A 15,583-nucleotide genomic window follows, 5' to 3' on the forward strand; every position below is an offset into this window, starting at 1 on the left:
AAAGTGGGTTCAACCATCCAAACGGAAAAGACAATAGAGTATGAAGGGCAAACATACCCTTATGTGACATTAGATGTCTCCTCTCAATCACACCCATTTTTATACCGGTAAGCAGAAGACACATTCTCAAGAAGGTAATGTGGCACGCTTTAATAAACGTTTTGGTCAATTTATTAAGTAAGGAAGAAAAAATGCAGGTATTAAGTTCATTAAAAAGTGCTAAACAGCGCCATCCAGATTGTAAGGTGGTGCGTCGCCGTGGTCGCCTTTATGTGATTTGTAAATCAAATCCACGTTTTAAAGCAGTTCAGGGGTGAAATTATGCAAAAGCCAGTTCTTTCTTGTATTTTAATCATGGATTATTGGGTAGTGCAATGTGTTTTAGCACATAGCCACCATCATGAAAAAGTACAAACACAAGCACAGCGAGATGCAGCAAACGGGATTTTGAGGACAAGGACGTTCTCAATCGCCAGCTTAGTGATTGGGATGGCGTAAATCTGTAGAGCCTTATGGTGAGTGGCGAGCTAGATGAGGTTTTACAAAAGAAAGCAGAAACGAAAAAAGATAAAAAACGGTTGAAGAGTACCGAACCTATTACGCACAAGGATAAAACTGTGGGATATTTTATTATTATTGAGTTCCATAGAGGCGAAAACGTCGATAGCTGTGAATATCACTATGATGGTTATCGTATTCTACATTATGAGTCTGGTAAAAAAGGCGTACGTTTCTTTTCCGCTGTGATGATGCCAAAAGCCAAGCACCTAAATTTATTCAATTTAGCGACCATATTATTGCGCCAGAGAAAGCAGGGCACTTCCATTTATATATGGGCAATATATCGCAAGATGAATTACTTAAAGACTAGCAACTGGCCAACGTATTATCCTTATTCCATGAAAGCAGATGATATTGTTCATGAAATGCTTTATCACTGATTTAAGTAAAATAGATAGAAAATAAAATAAAAAATTAGCAAAGGAATGCTAGATTTTTTTTAATTAATTATGTGGTCTAAAGAGAATAATAAAATAATTCATGTGAAAGTTATTTAATTAATAAGTATACTCATATTTATTTAGTGATATATTAAACTAAGTCTATTCATTTTTTTATTACCTAATATTTAATTAATTTTTTTAAAAGGAATTTTTATGGCATATCCTATTTATTTAACTTTAAAAGGGAAAGTCCAAGGGTTAATTTCTGTTGGTTGTTCATCTCTGATTCGATAGGAAACCGTTATCAACTTAATCATGAGGATGAAATTCAAGTGATTAGTTTAAATAATGGTTCTTTTCGTACACAAAATGCATCTTATCAACCGGTTATATTTACTAAACCCATAGATAAATCATCACCACTACTTTCAACAGCCCTAGATAACAATGAGGTATTAGAAGCAACATTCACTTTTTATAGAACAAGCCAACATGGGCAACTTGAAAAATATTATGAAATTAAACTGACAGAAGTTTCTCTAATTGAAGTTTCTGATATTTTCCCTGATTCAATAAATGATAATGAATCAATGCCATATCAGCGTATTCAAATGAAATATACTTCAATCTCAAGAAATCATTAGTCGGTAATACCTCTAGTTACAGTATTAATAGTGATATGATTAAGTAGGATTTACAACATAATTAAAAGATATGTGCTATTTACACATATCTTTTGGATATAACATATTCGCTTTGGTGCAAAGATTGATTGTTTATAGCAAATATAATATCCCTTAGAGACTAAATCATATCTGACATAAAATGAAAAAAAGAAACTAAAAACAATTCCAGCTATTACAATAATGGCAAGATAACCGGCGATTTTATTATTCATTTTTTGTATTTTTTTTCTTATATGCACAAAGAAAACCATAATATGAAAAATAAAAAGTTAAAGGAACCCCCAAAGCAGAGTAATCCGGTCTGAAATGAAAATGCTATTCTGTCTTTCATTAAAAAGTAATCTATATAATTAATTGTTGAGTAATAAAATCCAAAAACGATAAGAGTAAAATACATAGAGAAGATAGTATTAAATTAACCGGTTTTATTTCTATTTTTTTATTTTATCCACGGCTAAGTCTTCCCCATTGTGTAAAAAATTGATCAGGATGATAAGGTGTTTCAGGTTTTTTGTCTCGATAAGATTTTAGATTTTTAATTATGGGTTTCACTTATCTTAAATTCATCATCTAATTTATATAGGGCAATCGCTACCACTAGACCACAATAAATACACCTAAAGTAACGACTATAATACTTGTTCCTCCTGCTAATGCAGCTGTTACTAAGCTACCCGTGAGTAAAGTTGTCATTTGCATACTAATAGCCAATTTTGCCATATCCATCGTTATATTTACGAAAAAATTGGTGAGATCATATTCATCTCTAAATATTAGCTCTACAATTCTATAAGCTGCTGAAAAGACAATTGCAAAACGTGCTCCCCCAGTTGAAACTGAATTCATTCCTTGGGTTCCTACCCCCATATATATAATACGAGGATTATTTGCTAAGTATCGAGTTGCATTTAAATAAGTTCTAACGCCCGCATGACCTGAAATTCTTATATAGACATTTCCATTTTTACCTACATATTCAGTCGCTGTGATATTAATATTTCTAAACTCATTAATAATCCTTTCGACTCTATATAATTCATAGATATTTCCAGAATATGATGAAGCAATATCACCAACACTAAATAAAGTGTCTTTCGATGATTTATAAGGTGTTGGGGTAGATAAGTTTTTTAGAACATAATCAGCTTCTTCAATGGTGATAAGTGCTGCAACATTTCATCATCTTCGGTATCATTAAGGATCCGTTCAATTCTTTCTTATTGTTGTATTGTTCTTCTCTATCCCAATCAATAACGGTGGTATCGTATATATAGCCCATATAAAAAATCCTTTTTTATAAATTTGGATTAGATTAATAAAATTTATAGTTTTATGCAATTAAAAATATTCGTTATTAGATTAACCAATTTAAAAATTAGCTTAATACTATATGAGTTTTTATTTCTTATTATTTCATATTTATGATGATTATTTTGATTGTTATGGTATTTGTTTTATTTATCTTTTTAATTTTATTTAAAGAAATAATATCCACTCTTATAAGAGAAGTTGTTTTTATTTTTATATTAGTAATAAATAGATTAAGGATATATAAATTCTATTTTATATCTTTTTGTTAAATCAGGGATTTTAATTTTTTAGATAATAAGAGAAAATAATAAGAAAAAAGAGTAAGAAAAAAGTAGTAGCATCCATGCTGACTTACTTTTATAAGTTGGGTTAACGATTATTTATAATCCCTGGCAGAGATACTTCATCTCCATATAGTCTTCAATACCGTGTTCAGAGCCTTCACGACCTAAGCCTGATTGTTTAATTCCTCCAAATGGCGCAACTTCATTAGAAATTAAACCCGTATTAATGCCCACCATGCCGTATTCTAAATTTTCAGCAACACGCCAAATACGCTGTGGATTTTCACTATAAAAATAAGCCGCTAAACCATAAATGGTGTTATTAGCTAAATGTACTACTTCATCTTCATTTTCAAAGATAACTAAAGGTGCTACAGGGCCAAAGATCTCTTCTTCAAGGATATGGCTATCGGCAGGCACATTACCCACAACAGTAGGCTGGAAGAAGTTTTCACCCGCTTTATCACTTTCACCACCACAAAGCAGTGTCGCACCGCGTTTTAGTGTGTCAGCCAGTAAAGATTGTGATTTTTCAACTGCTTTGCGATTAATAAGAGGTCCAATAGTGACACCTTCTTCAAAACCGTTTCCTACTTTGAGCTTTTTGACAGCAGCAACAAAACGTTCACTAAATTGTTGATAAACATCTTTATGAATATAAAAACGGTTAGCACAAACACAGGTTTGCCCTGCATTGCGGAATTTAGCGCCCATAGCCCCTTCAACGGCTTTATCAATATCGGCATCGTTAAACACGATAAATGGCGCATTACCGCCCAATTCTAAAGAGACTTTTTTTACGCTATCAGAACATTGGCGCATTAATAAACGTCCAACACCTGTAGAGCCAGTAAAACTTAATTTGCGAACACGGTTATCAGAGGTAAAGACTTCGCCAATTTTAATGGCATCACCTGTAACAATATTAATCACACCCGCAGGAATACCCGCTTGAGCCGCTAATTCCGCTAAAGCTAATGCGGTGTAAGGTGTTTCATTGGCAGGTTTAATCACCATCGTACAACCCGCAGCTAATGCTGGAGCGGCTTTGCGGGTGATCATCGCTGCTGGGAAGTTCCAAGGTGTAATAGCAGCACAAACACCAATACCTTGTTTAATCACCATCAAACGTTTGTCAGCAGAAGGTGAGGGAATAATTTCACCGTTGGTTCTCTTTCCTTGTTCTGCAAACCACTCGATAAAAGAAGCCGCATAAGTAATTTCACCCTCTGCTTCAGCAACAGGTTTACCCTGCTCAAAGGTCATTAATTCAGCCAATTTTCTTTTATTTTCAGTGATTAATTTAAACCAGTTTTGCAATAACGCTCCGCGCTGATGTGCTGTAAGTGCGCGCCATTTTGGTAAGGCTTTTTGTGCAGCATCAACAGCCATTATTGCTTCTTGAGTTGCCATATTGGGTACAGTTCCGAGTAAAGTACCCGTGGCAGGATCGATAACATCAACGGTTTCGTTATTTTTAGCATTACACCAAAGACCATCAATATAGCCTTGTTCGCGGAAATAGGGATTTGTCGTTATCTTCACTTAATACCTCTCTGAACACATTATATATTGATATTTATAAGGCTAGGCAGTTTAGTGCCTATGTATAATTATATGCCTGTGTTGTGATGTTGTGAAAATAAGTATGACAAATGCCAATAAAAAAACGTTAAAACGCGGTGAATAGAGTCAATTGCTTACGTTTTTAATGAATCTCAAGGCTGAAGGTTTACGCTGTACCTTACCACTGTTATTCTTGAATTTAACTTTCATAAAAAACAGGTATTTTCATGTCAAAACCATCATTTGATTCTATTGAATCACAGGCAAGTTACGGTATTGGTCTGCAAGTCGGTCAACAACTGACTGAGTCAGGTCTTCAAGGATTAGAGCCAGCAGCACTGTTAGCTGGCTTGACCGATGCATTAGAAGGTAATGCGCCTTCTGTACCTGTTGAAACATTACACAATGCCTTACGTACTATGCACGAGCGTGCTGAAGCTGTGCGTCAAGAACGCCAAGCAGAGCTGGCTGATGCTGGTAAAGTTTTCTTAGAAGAAAATGTGAAAAATGAAGGCGTTCAAGTTACAGAATCAGGTTTACAGTATAAAGTCCTGACTGCGGGCGAAGGTGCAATCCCTGCGCGTACTGATCATGTTCGTGTTCATTACACAGGGCGTTTAATTGATGGTACTGTGTTTGATAGCTCAGTTCAGCGCGGTCAACCTGCTGAATTCCCAGTAAATGGCGTTATCGCAGGCTGGATTGAAGCATTAACATTAATGCCAGTAGGCTCAAAATGGGAATTATATATTCCTTACCAATTAGCTTATGGCGAACGTGGTGCGGGTGCGGCTATTCCTCCATTCGCGACATTAGTATTTGAAGTAGAATTATTAGAAATTTTATAATTTCTTATTCTGCGGCAAATTAGAGTAAAAAATAGCTGGTTTTTGCCAGCTATTTTTGTCTCTATACTAAAATAAAGAGACAGTAGGGTAATTAATTTTTATAAGAGAAGTTATCTGCTTATAGAAATAAGAGAGGTGTATGATGTTAGAACAAGTCAGCAAATTAGCCCGCCAAGCAGGTATGGCGATAATGCAAATCTACCAGCAATCAGAGCCTATCCAAGTACAGGAAAAAAGCGATAATTCACCTGTCACAGAAGCTGATTTGGCCGCTCACCAAATTATCAAACAAGGACTTGCTTCTATTGCCCCTGATATACCTCAATTATCTGAAGAAGATCCCCCTGAATGGGAAGTTCGTCGTCATTGGGATCGCTATTGGTTGATTGATCCTTTAGATGGAACTAAAGAATTTATCAGCAAAAATGGTGAGTTTACGGTGAATATCGCCTTAATTGAAAATGGTATTCCCGTTTTAGGCGTTGTCTATGCACCAGTTCAAAATGTGTTATATGCGGCTGCTAATAAACAAGCATGGAAAGAAGTGTGTGGTCGTAAATTACCTATTCATGCGAGCCGCGCTGAACCGCCAGTGATTGTGATTAGTCGTTCTCATCAAGATGATGAATTAAAAGAGTATTTATCTCAACTTGGTGAACATCAAACGGTGGCAGTTGGCTCTTCTTTAAAATTTTGTCTTGTGGCGGAAGGTAAAGCACAACTTTATCCTCGCTTTGGACCAACACATACATGGGATACTGCCGCAGGTCATGCCATTGCGATAGCAGCTGGTGCGCATGTCACCGATTGGAAAGGAATCACGTTAGATTATTCCCCTAAAGAATCGCTGATAAACCCAGGATTTAGAGTGTCTATTTTTTAAATAGACCAAATAAGGTTGTAGCCCTTTATATAAAAGGGCTATAACACAGAGATTATTCTTTAATTAAATCGTTGATAAGATTGATTGCAGTTGTAATTTCCGCACCGCTTAATACACCTTCTTTAACGAAACGAACCTTACCTTGCTTATCTAAAACAACAATAGCTGAACTCTCTTTCTCTAATCCCCAGCTTTTTAATGCTGCACCATCGGCATCAACAATAAACTGTGACCAAGGAAATTCTTTTTTACTGTCTTCAACACTGCCACGAACAAATGGACCTGTGCCAAAGACTGCATCATCAGTATTAATAATCGTTGTAGTTTGATAACTGGTGTGTGGAAATTTAGCCAGTTTTACGGCTTCAATAAACGGTGCATTCATCTCCTTCGCCTTGCTACGTCCTGCTATATGCTGAACAGTACGTACTTTTCCACTAAGCAGACCACTATTCCAATTTTGGTAGCTAAACTTATCTTTGGTTGTGTCATAAAGTAGTTCGCCTTTGTCATTGATTGTGACAGCAGGAAGTACTGTATTTTCAGTGATGTTATGTGCAAATGCCCAGGTGGATGTGCTGAGTAAAAGAGCAGCTAAGGTTATTTTGTGCATAGCCATTGTCCTATTATTGAAATCGACGTTAGATTTTATCTAAGCATAGAAGCTAGTGAAGAATAATACCTCATTACTGATACATTTATTTAACATTGAGTGAGTAAAATAATGCATACGCTATCTTTAGTTATATTCTTTACTGTCAATAAATGTAAAAACAGATAAGAAAATCAAATAAGTTGAACCTAGTACTTATAATTAGGTCTTTAAATTTGATATATAAAGATAAGTCTTTATGACTTATTAAACTCAACAACGAGCATGGGAGACTAACTGAAAGATGAAAATCTTCAATCGCTATAACCCTGAAAAAATTGCTCTCTACGTTAAGACATTATTTCGTGGACGGTTTTACATCAAAGGAATGGGTGCATTTGAATTCGATTATGGCAAAATACTACTGCCTAAAATAAAAGATAAGCTACATTTTAATGTGATGAGTGAAGTAAACCAGCAGGTGGTTTTACTGAAAGCAGAACTGGGCTAACTTTTATCTGATAGATAACTGAGTCTTTCTCGTGCATACCTTCGATAAGACTCAGTTATTAATTTCAACTTGTTACTTGTTACCTATTACTTGTTAACTGACCGTTTTATTCTCATCTGTCTTGATATCGACTTCTGTTGTGGTTGTCTGTGTTACAGGAACGTGCTCTTGTAAAACAGGCTTCACAGGTGGAATATCATCAATTTTTGTCACAAGCAGTTGATCTATTTTGTAATTATCAATATCGACAACTTCAAATTTGTATCCTGAAAACTTCACATAATCAGTGCGTTTGGGAATTTTACGTAAGCGATACATCATAAACCCAGCGATGGTTTCGTAGTTACTTGAATCTGGGAAATCGTCGATATCAAGTACACGCATTACATCATCAATTGGCGTACCGCCTTCAACTAACCACGAGTGCTCGTCACGGCTTACAATTTGCTCTTCTTGCCCCGGTCCAATTAAATCGCCCATTAAGGTTGTCATTACATCGTTTAACGTAATCACACCCATCACCATAGCGTATTCATTAAGGATGATGGCAAAGTCTTCGCCAGATGTTTTAAAGCTTTCTAACATATCTGAAAGTGTTAATGTATCAGGAATAATCAACGCTTTACGGATATGAACACCTTCATTAAGATTTAGGCTTTGTCCGTTAATAACGCGATTAAGAAGCTCTTTAGAATCTACATAACCAATAATATGGTCGATATCACCTTCACAAACTAAAAATTTAGAGTGAGGCTGGGTAGCAATTTTTTCTTTGATATCACTTTCAGTTTCTTCACGATCAAAATAGACCACATCTTCTCGTGGTGTCATTGCGGATGGTACAGTACGAGATTCTAATTCAAAGACATTCTCAATCAACTCATGCTCTTGTTTACGTAAAACCCCAGCAACAGCCCCCGCTTCTACAATGGCAAAAATATCATCAGAAGTAATATCTTCATTTCTAACCATCGGGATTTTAAATAATTTGAAAATGAGATCTGCCATACCGTTAAATAACCACACCAAAGGGCGAAAGAAGGCAAGACAGAAACGCATTGGATTCACAATTCTTAATGCGATAGCTTCTGGTTTTATCATACCAATGCGTTTTGGCGTTAAGTCAGCCAGTAAAATAAACATTGATGTGACAATAATAAAAGAGCAAATCGACCCTAATTGTTGTGAGAGTGCTTCATCAAAAAATTGTAGGAAAAAGCTTTTTAATGAAGGCGAAAATGCAGATTCACCGACAATACCCGCTAAGATAGCGACGGCGTTTAATCCAATTTGCACGACGGTAAAAAACATGCCCGGCATTTCTTGCATTTTTAATACACGAGCAGCGTTGATATTGCCTTCATCAACAAGTTGTTTGAGCTTAATTCGACGAGAAGCAGCAAGAGAGATTTCGGACAGCGAAAAAAAGGCGCTGATAGCACAAAGCAAAAGCACAATGAGTAAACTATTAAGCATATAAGGCTCACACCACCCCAAGTATTTAATCCAAAGGGTAATACTAGAGTGTTAAAAATAGAAGATAAATCAATATATTGTGATGAGGTTTTTCACAAAGAAAGATAAGAGGGCGCAATTATATCATCGCCCTGCTATTTTCTGCTAGTTTTACTTTTCAGGTGGGAAACAGATGCCAATTCCCCCTAAGCCACAATAACCTTGTGGATTTTTATAGAGATATTGTTGGTGATAATCTTCAGCAAAATAAAAAGGCCCTGTAGGTTGAATTTCTGTGGTGATTGCTTCAGTAGCACCTTGAGCATTCATCGCTTGCTGATAACGTTTTTTGGACTCAATAGCTTGCGCATATTGTTCTGCATTAACGGTGTAAATTGCCGAGCGATATTGACTACCAATATCATTACCTTGGCGCATACCCTGTGCAGGATTATGATTTTCCCAAAAAAGCGCCAAAAGTTGTGAGTAGCTAATTATTGTAGGATCAAAAACGACTCTCACGACTTCACTATGACCCGTTAATCCTTGGCAAACTTGTTGGTAGGTTGGATTTTCTGTTACACCACCGCTATAACCTGCACTTGTTGAGTAAACGCCTTGTTGTTGCCAAAACAGACGTTCAACTCCCCAAAAACAACCCATCGCAAAATAAGCGATACTCATTTTTTCAGGAATATCATTGATAGAATGCCCATTTACTGCATGATTAGCAGATATTTCTAATGGTGTCGAAGTACCCTTTAAGGCATTCTCTGGTTGGTAAGCTTTATGTTGCAAGGTAGACTCCATTTTTTATATTTGTAAACGCTTTACTATGGTAAAGGTTTAATATTGTTATAAACTAAATCTACAATAAAGCTTAAAACAGTTTGTCGTCAATTCATCACATGGATTAAATCATATTGAGGAGAAAACGTGCCGAGATACTCCGTTATCTACGTTCTCTGTCTGTCTTTTATCGCACCCGTTGCCTATGGGGCAAATTTGCGTTTAAAAGTAGAAGGTTTAGAAGGGCAGCTCGAAAAAAATGCGCGAGTCCAGCTATCAAACATTACAACAGAAGAAGTTGCACCTGACGGGCGTTTTCGTGCGCGTGTTGAAAAGGCAATTCAAGAAGGACTTCGCCCATTAGGTTATTATCAGCCTACTGTGACATTCTCTTATCAAGAAAATACACCGCCAGCACGTTCGGTATTAACAGCAAAAGTTGAACCAGGTATTCCTATTTTATTGAAAGGAGTCGATGTTGTTCTCGAAGGCGGTGCTAAAACAGATAGCCAATATGCTAAGGTTATTAAAGAGAATACGCCGCCACTTGATAGCGTGTTAAACCATGGTGATTATGAAAAGCTCAAAGGTTCGCTAACGGGGCTTGCTGTTCGCCGTGGCTACTTCGATGCTGAAATGGAAAAAAGCCAGCTCGGTGTTTCTTTAGATAATCACGCCTCTTATTGGGATTTCGTCTTTAATAGTGGCGAGCGTTACCGCTTTGGTAAGGTGAATTATAGCGGTTCTCAAATCCGTGAAGACTATCTACAAAATATTGTTCCTTTTAAAGAAGGGCAATATTACTCCTCAGAAGATCTGGCAGAATTTAATCGACGCTTAGCGGCAACAGGTTGGTTTAACTCAGCACTTGTGACGCCTGATATTGCAAAAGCACGCAGTGAACATTCTTACTTGCTCCCTATGGATGCGGTTGTCACTCCTCGCTCTCGTAACTACGTTGAATTAGGGGGAGGTTATGCAACTGATGTAGGACCTAGGTTGAATATGCAGTGGAATAAACCTTGGATGAACTCTCGTGGTCATAGCCTGACGTCAGATCTTAGTATTTCTCAACCTGAACAATCTATTGGTGCGAAATACAAAATTCCATTAAAAATTAATCCATTAGAGCAATATTATGCGATAGACGGTGGTTTTAAGAGAACAGACTATAATGACACGCGTTCTGATACGACAACGCTGAACCTTTCTCGAAATTGGGATATGTCTACAGGTTGGCAATATAGCATAAATACCCGCTGGAGCCTTAGCCACTTTACTCAAGGGCAAGACACTTATACCACTATGCTGTTATATCCAGGGGTTAATGCGAGTCGAGTACGTCAACGCGGTGGCATGATGCCTTATTGGGGAGATAGCCAACGTTACTCTTTAAATTACTCAAATAAAATTTGGGGTTCTGATGTTGAGTTTTTAGCTTTCAATGCTCAACAAGTGTGGATACGTACGCCTTGGGATGGGCATCGTTTTGTGGTAAGAGGCAATTTTGGTTGGATTGAAACCAATGCTTTTGGGCAAGTGCCACCTGAACTTCGTTTCTTTGCGGGTGGTGATAGAAGCGTTCGTGGCTTTAAATATCAAAGTATTTCACCTGAAGATAGCAAAGGTAACTTAACGGGTGCCTCAAGAATGTTAGTTGGCTCAGCAGAATACCAATATAACGTGACAGGGAACTGGTGGAGTGCCGTCTTTATTGATAGTGGTGAAGCCGTTAATGATTTTACTCGTAGTGATTTTAAAACAGGTGCGGGTGCGGGTATTCGTTGGGCATCACCAGTAGGTCCCATTAAATTTGATTTAGCATTACCTGTGAGCGACGTTGATAAGCGTAGACTCCAGTTTTATATCGGGTTAGGAGCAGAGTTATGATAAAAAAGTGGTTGAAATGGATTGCGCTAATACTCCTTATCATTATTTTGCTTACATTCGGTGCTGTAGCTTGGGTTTTAGGAACACAATCTGGTTTACATTTTGCTATTAACAGCGCAGCGCGTTGGGTTCCCGGTTTAGCCATTAAAGAGGTTAACGGAGGCTGGAAAGATCTACGTTTAACGGGGGTTGAATATCAAATGCCCGGTGTTGACGTGAATGTGGGAGAGTTATCATTAGGATTACGTTTAGCATGCCTGACTGATAAACAAGTTTGTGTCGATACATTAGGCACACGAGATGTTGTTGTTAATGTTGATACTAGTGCTTTTCCCCCTTCTGAAGAAACACCTTCATCAGAGCCTTTAACAGAGCTTAATGCACCATTACCTATCTATTTAAATTCACTCTCATTAGAAAATACACATGTGAAGATTGACGATATGGCAATCTCGCTTGGTGAATTTAAAACAGGCGCACAGTGGGAAGGTCGTCAAGTTACATTAAATCCAACACTTATTAATGATTTGCTGGTGGCATTACCGAAAACACCAGAAGAAGGCAGTGTTGAAGCGGTTGCACAAGATGTAAACGAAGTTGTCACGGCAAAAACTCAAACTGAGCCAACAACTCAAGAAGAAAAAGAACAGGCTTTAGCTGAGACAATTAAAGCGATTTTTGCTAAACCTCTGTTAGCTGATTTACCCGAAATTATTATTCCTGTTGATGTAAATGTTGAAGGTATTGAAGGTAAGCAGTTACAAATAACAGGGGATACACCGGTTACGATTAACCAATTATCTTTTGAAGCCAATACGCAAGGTAAACAGGTTAATCTCACTAAATTAAATGTTGATGCACCAGAAGGTGAGATTAGTTTAAATGGGGGAATTACCCTAGATAAGCAGTGGCCTGTTAATTTAAATGTGAATGCGACTATTCGTGATGTGGCAGGGCTTGAAGATTTTAAAGATCAAAAAGCGACGCTTTCTTTACAAGGCGCATTACTCGAAGAGCTTAAATTAGCACTCTCTTTAACAGGAACGGTTACCGCAACTTTAGACGCTCAAGCGGAACTGGCAAAACCACATCTTCCATTAAAATTGACACTTGAAAGTCAGAAAGTTCGTTGGCCATTAACGGGCGATGTACAGTATCAACTCAATGATACTCGGCTGCGTTTAAATGGTCAGACAGACAACTATGATCTCTCATTACGCTCCGATATTGAAGGTCAGGAGATCCCGCCAGCTAAATTAATGCTAGATGCGAAAGGGAATGAAGAGAAAATAGAGGTGACGCGTTTACGTTTAGCCGCTTTGCAAGGTCATGCGGATATTACTGGTGTCGCTGATTGGAGTAAGGCAATTAGCTGGAATGCGTTATTAACCATTTCAGGTATTAATACCGTTAAACAATATCCAGATATGCCCGCTAAATTAGATGGGCGCATTGCCACAACGGGCAGTTTATATGGCGGAAGTTGGCAATTACGTGTTCCTGAAATCACCTTAGATGGCAATATCAAAAATAATCTTATCAAAGCGAGAGGTAATGCTTACGGTAATGATTCTGGCCAATGGAATATCCCTCAGTTAAAACTTATTCTTGGTAAGAATAACCTCGATATTGAAGGGCATTTAGGTGATAAATGGGCATTAGATGCCAATATTAATGCGCCAGGATTAAATGGTTTAGTTCCTGGATTGGCTGGAGTCATTAAAGGTAAGGTTAATATTCGTGGTGATATTAATACACCTAAGATTATTGCTGATATCAATGCTCATGGTATTAAATGGCAAGATCAAGTCAGTATTGAATCCATCACAATTAAAGGTGATGTTCAATCAGACAAAGAGATTGGCGGCAAGCTAGCAATTACTGCTCGCCAGTTAAAACAAGCCGATTTAGTTATTCGCAATTTAACGCTGGATGCTGCTGGTACAGAAAAACAGCATAAACTGACGCTAAAAATGGATGGAGAGCCTGTTTCTGGCGGACTGACATTAGCGGGTTCATTCGATAAAGAAAAACAGCAATGGAAAGGAACGCTAAATAATACGGCATTTGATACTCCTGTGGGTGAATGGCGTTTAAATAAAGCCATGGCGTTGAATTTATTGGCAGAAAAGCAAGAAGTCACCATTGGTTCTCATTGTTGGGTAAACCCAAATGCACAAGTTTGTGTTCCTAAAGCGATAACAGTGGGTGAAAGCGGATCTGCCGCAATTACATTGACACGTTTTGATCTCGCTATGATCAAACCTTTCCTACCAGCAGAGACTTCTGTTCGAGGCGTATTTACTGGCGATGCGACAGCAACTTGGAATTCAAAAGGCGGATTACCGAAAGCATCTGTAAACCTGAAAGGGCAAGGTGTTGGTGTAAAACAGAATATTGATGGTACTGTTTTACCGATTGATTTTGATGCAATTACTTTAAATGCTGGTGTAAATAATGGCAAAGCCACATTGCAATGGTTGATTAGTATTGCGGGTAATGGTGATTTTAAAGGTAATGTGAATGTTGCTGATCTTGAGAAAAAACGCCAACTGTCTGGTACGGTTGATATTGATAATCTGACATTAGATTTAATCAAACCGTTCTTAGGGAAAGGTGAAATAGCTCAAGGAAGCGTGGGCGCTCAATTACGTTTAGGAGGAAATGCGCAATCACCGCTGTTATTTGGTCAATTCGGTATTAATCAATTAAAAGTGGTTGGGCATTGGATCCCATTTGATATCACCAAAGGAAATGTTGATATTAGCTTTAATGGTGCAACCTCTGATTTAAGTGGCAGAATCGAAACACCAGAAGGTTATTTAAATCTTACGGGTAATGCAGATTGGCGTAAATTAGAGGAATGGCGCGCTGTTGTGGCAGCAAATGGTAATAAGTTACGTGTTGCATTACCTCCGATGGTTCGTATTGATGTCAACCCTGATTTAGTGTTTGAGGCAAGCCCCCATTTACTGAAATTAGACGGTCGCATTGATATACCTTGGGCGCGCATTGTGGTGCAAGATTTACCAGAATCTGCGGTATCAGCGTCTTCTGATGAAGTGATGCTGGATAAAAACTTGCAACCTATTGCACCAAAAGAGACATCCATTCCAATTCAAAGCAATTTAGCGATTAATATTGGCGATGATGTGACACTGGACGCATTTGGGCTTAAAGCTAGATTGACGGGGGCGCTTAAAGTCAATCAAAATAAACAAGGGCTTGGTTTAAATGGCCAAATAGATATTCCAAAAGGCGCATTCAAAGCTTATGGGCAAGACTTACAAGTGCGTAAGGGACAAATCTTGTTCTCAGGTCCAGTTGATCAACCTTACTTAAATATTGAAGCGATCCGTAATCCTGAAAACACAGCAAATAATGTGATTGCTGGTGTCAGGGTGACAGGGCTTGCAGATAAACCTAAAGTTGAAATTTTCTCTGAACCTGCGTTTACCCAGCAAGAAGCGTTATCTTACTTGCTAAGAGGTGAAGGGTTAGATAAAAGTGGTGATGCAGACTCATCACAAATGACGGCAATGCTGATAGGCTTAGGTGTTGGTCAAAGTGGTCAGCTTGTAGGACGCATTGGTGAAACCTTTGGTGTTTCAGATTTAGCATTGGATACGCAAGGTGTGGGTGATAGCTCACAAGTTGTGGTCAGTGGCAAGATAACCAATGATCTACAAGTAAAATATGGAGTGGGTATATTTGATTCGCTAGCGACGTTAACTTTACGTTATCGCTTGATGCCCAGGTTGTATTTACAAGCAGTGTCTGGTATGAATCAGGCAATAGATCTGCTTTATCAATTTGAGTTTTAA

Annotated in this window: 14 protein-coding genes and 1 pseudogene; 9 read left to right on the forward strand and 6 right to left on the reverse strand. The window is 37.8% G+C overall.

Annotation, left to right across the window (positions count from 1 at the left end):
* The first annotated feature begins 191 nt into the window (after nt 1-191).
* From ykgO to BTA34_RS00020, 4 genes and pseudogenes are all read left to right on the forward strand, one after another.
* Nucleotides 192-317 (forward strand): type B 50S ribosomal protein L36, encoded by a 126-nt coding sequence (ykgO, locus tag BTA34_RS00010; protein WP_006535739.1) that lies wholly within the window; start codon nt 192-194, stop codon nt 315-317.
* 4 nt (nt 318-321) lie between these two features.
* Complete coding sequence (locus BTA34_RS18225; protein ID WP_265576132.1) at nt 322-498, forward strand: hypothetical protein; 177 nt, start codon at nt 322-324, stop codon at nt 496-498.
* Nucleotides 499-515: 17 nt separating this feature from the next.
* On the forward strand, nt 516-941 hold the full coding sequence (locus BTA34_RS00015) for a ZinT/AdcA family metal-binding protein (protein ID WP_265576133.1): 426 nt from the start codon (nt 516-518) through the stop codon (nt 939-941).
* A 216-nt stretch (nt 942-1,157) separates the two neighbouring features.
* Nucleotides 1,158-1,635 (forward strand): annotated as a pseudogene (locus BTA34_RS00020) (Hcp family type VI secretion system effector).
* Nucleotides 1,636-1,638: 3 nt separating this feature from the next.
* Here the strand turns inward: BTA34_RS00020 and BTA34_RS18230 are convergent.
* From BTA34_RS18230 to BTA34_RS00035, 3 genes are all read right to left on the reverse strand, one after another.
* A complete protein-coding gene (locus BTA34_RS18230; protein ID WP_322618350.1) occupies nt 1,639-1,881 on the reverse strand; it encodes a DUF1240 domain-containing protein in 243 nt (80 codons plus the stop codon).
* A gap of 346 nt (nt 1,882-2,227) precedes the next feature.
* Nucleotides 2,228-2,476, reverse strand: coding sequence for a hypothetical protein (locus tag BTA34_RS18235; protein WP_265576135.1), 249 nt, complete (start codon nt 2,474-2,476; stop codon nt 2,228-2,230).
* An 845-nt stretch (nt 2,477-3,321) separates the two neighbouring features.
* Nucleotides 3,322-4,770, reverse strand: coding sequence for an NAD-dependent succinate-semialdehyde dehydrogenase (locus tag BTA34_RS00035; RefSeq protein ID WP_151434008.1), 1,449 nt, complete (start codon nt 4,768-4,770; stop codon nt 3,322-3,324).
* 248 nt (nt 4,771-5,018) lie between these two features.
* Here BTA34_RS00035 and BTA34_RS00040 point away from each other — a divergent pair, with 248 nt between their 5' ends.
* Nucleotides 5,019-5,639, forward strand: coding sequence for a peptidylprolyl isomerase (locus BTA34_RS00040; RefSeq protein ID WP_006535733.1), 621 nt, complete (start codon nt 5,019-5,021; stop codon nt 5,637-5,639).
* A 142-nt stretch (nt 5,640-5,781) separates the two neighbouring features.
* Nucleotides 5,782-6,522, forward strand: a complete 741-nt coding sequence (gene cysQ, locus BTA34_RS00045; RefSeq protein ID WP_151436701.1) for a 3'(2'),5'-bisphosphate nucleotidase CysQ — start codon at nt 5,782-5,784, stop codon at nt 6,520-6,522.
* Between the two features lie 52 nt (nt 6,523-6,574).
* Here cysQ and BTA34_RS00050 read toward each other — a convergent pair whose 3' ends face one another.
* Entirely contained in the window at nt 6,575-7,135 is a 561-nt protein-coding gene (locus BTA34_RS00050) for a YtfJ family protein (protein WP_151434009.1), read from the reverse strand.
* Nucleotides 7,136-7,418: 283 nt separating this feature from the next.
* On the opposite strand from BTA34_RS00050, the gene BTA34_RS00055 reads away from it, so the two are divergent.
* Nucleotides 7,419-7,625, forward strand: coding sequence for a DUF1107 domain-containing protein (locus BTA34_RS00055; RefSeq protein ID WP_100159789.1), 207 nt, complete (start codon nt 7,419-7,421; stop codon nt 7,623-7,625).
* 93 nt (nt 7,626-7,718) lie between these two features.
* Here BTA34_RS00055 and BTA34_RS00060 read toward each other — a convergent pair whose 3' ends face one another.
* Both BTA34_RS00060 and msrA read right to left on the reverse strand, forming a co-directional pair.
* Complete coding sequence (locus BTA34_RS00060; protein WP_151434010.1) at nt 7,719-9,101, reverse strand: hemolysin family protein; 1,383 nt, start codon at nt 9,099-9,101, stop codon at nt 7,719-7,721.
* A 150-nt stretch (nt 9,102-9,251) separates the two neighbouring features.
* Nucleotides 9,252-9,890, reverse strand: a complete 639-nt coding sequence (gene msrA / locus BTA34_RS00065; protein ID WP_151434011.1) for a peptide-methionine (S)-S-oxide reductase MsrA — start codon at nt 9,888-9,890, stop codon at nt 9,252-9,254.
* 126 nt (nt 9,891-10,016) lie between these two features.
* On the opposite strand from msrA, the gene tamA reads away from it, so the two are divergent.
* Nucleotides 10,017-11,759 (forward strand): autotransporter assembly complex protein TamA, encoded by a 1,743-nt coding sequence (gene tamA, locus BTA34_RS00070; RefSeq protein WP_151434012.1) that lies wholly within the window; start codon nt 10,017-10,019, stop codon nt 11,757-11,759.
* Nucleotides 11,756-15,583, forward strand: coding sequence for an autotransporter assembly complex protein TamB (tamB, locus tag BTA34_RS00075; RefSeq protein ID WP_416202671.1), 3,828 nt, complete (start codon nt 11,756-11,758; stop codon nt 15,581-15,583). Before tamA ends, tamB begins: the two co-directional genes overlap by 4 nt.

Origin of the sequence: Proteus sp. CD3 (assembly GCF_008808075.1) — a bacterium.
Classification (GTDB): Bacteria; Pseudomonadota; Gammaproteobacteria; order Enterobacterales; family Enterobacteriaceae; genus Proteus; species Proteus appendicitidis.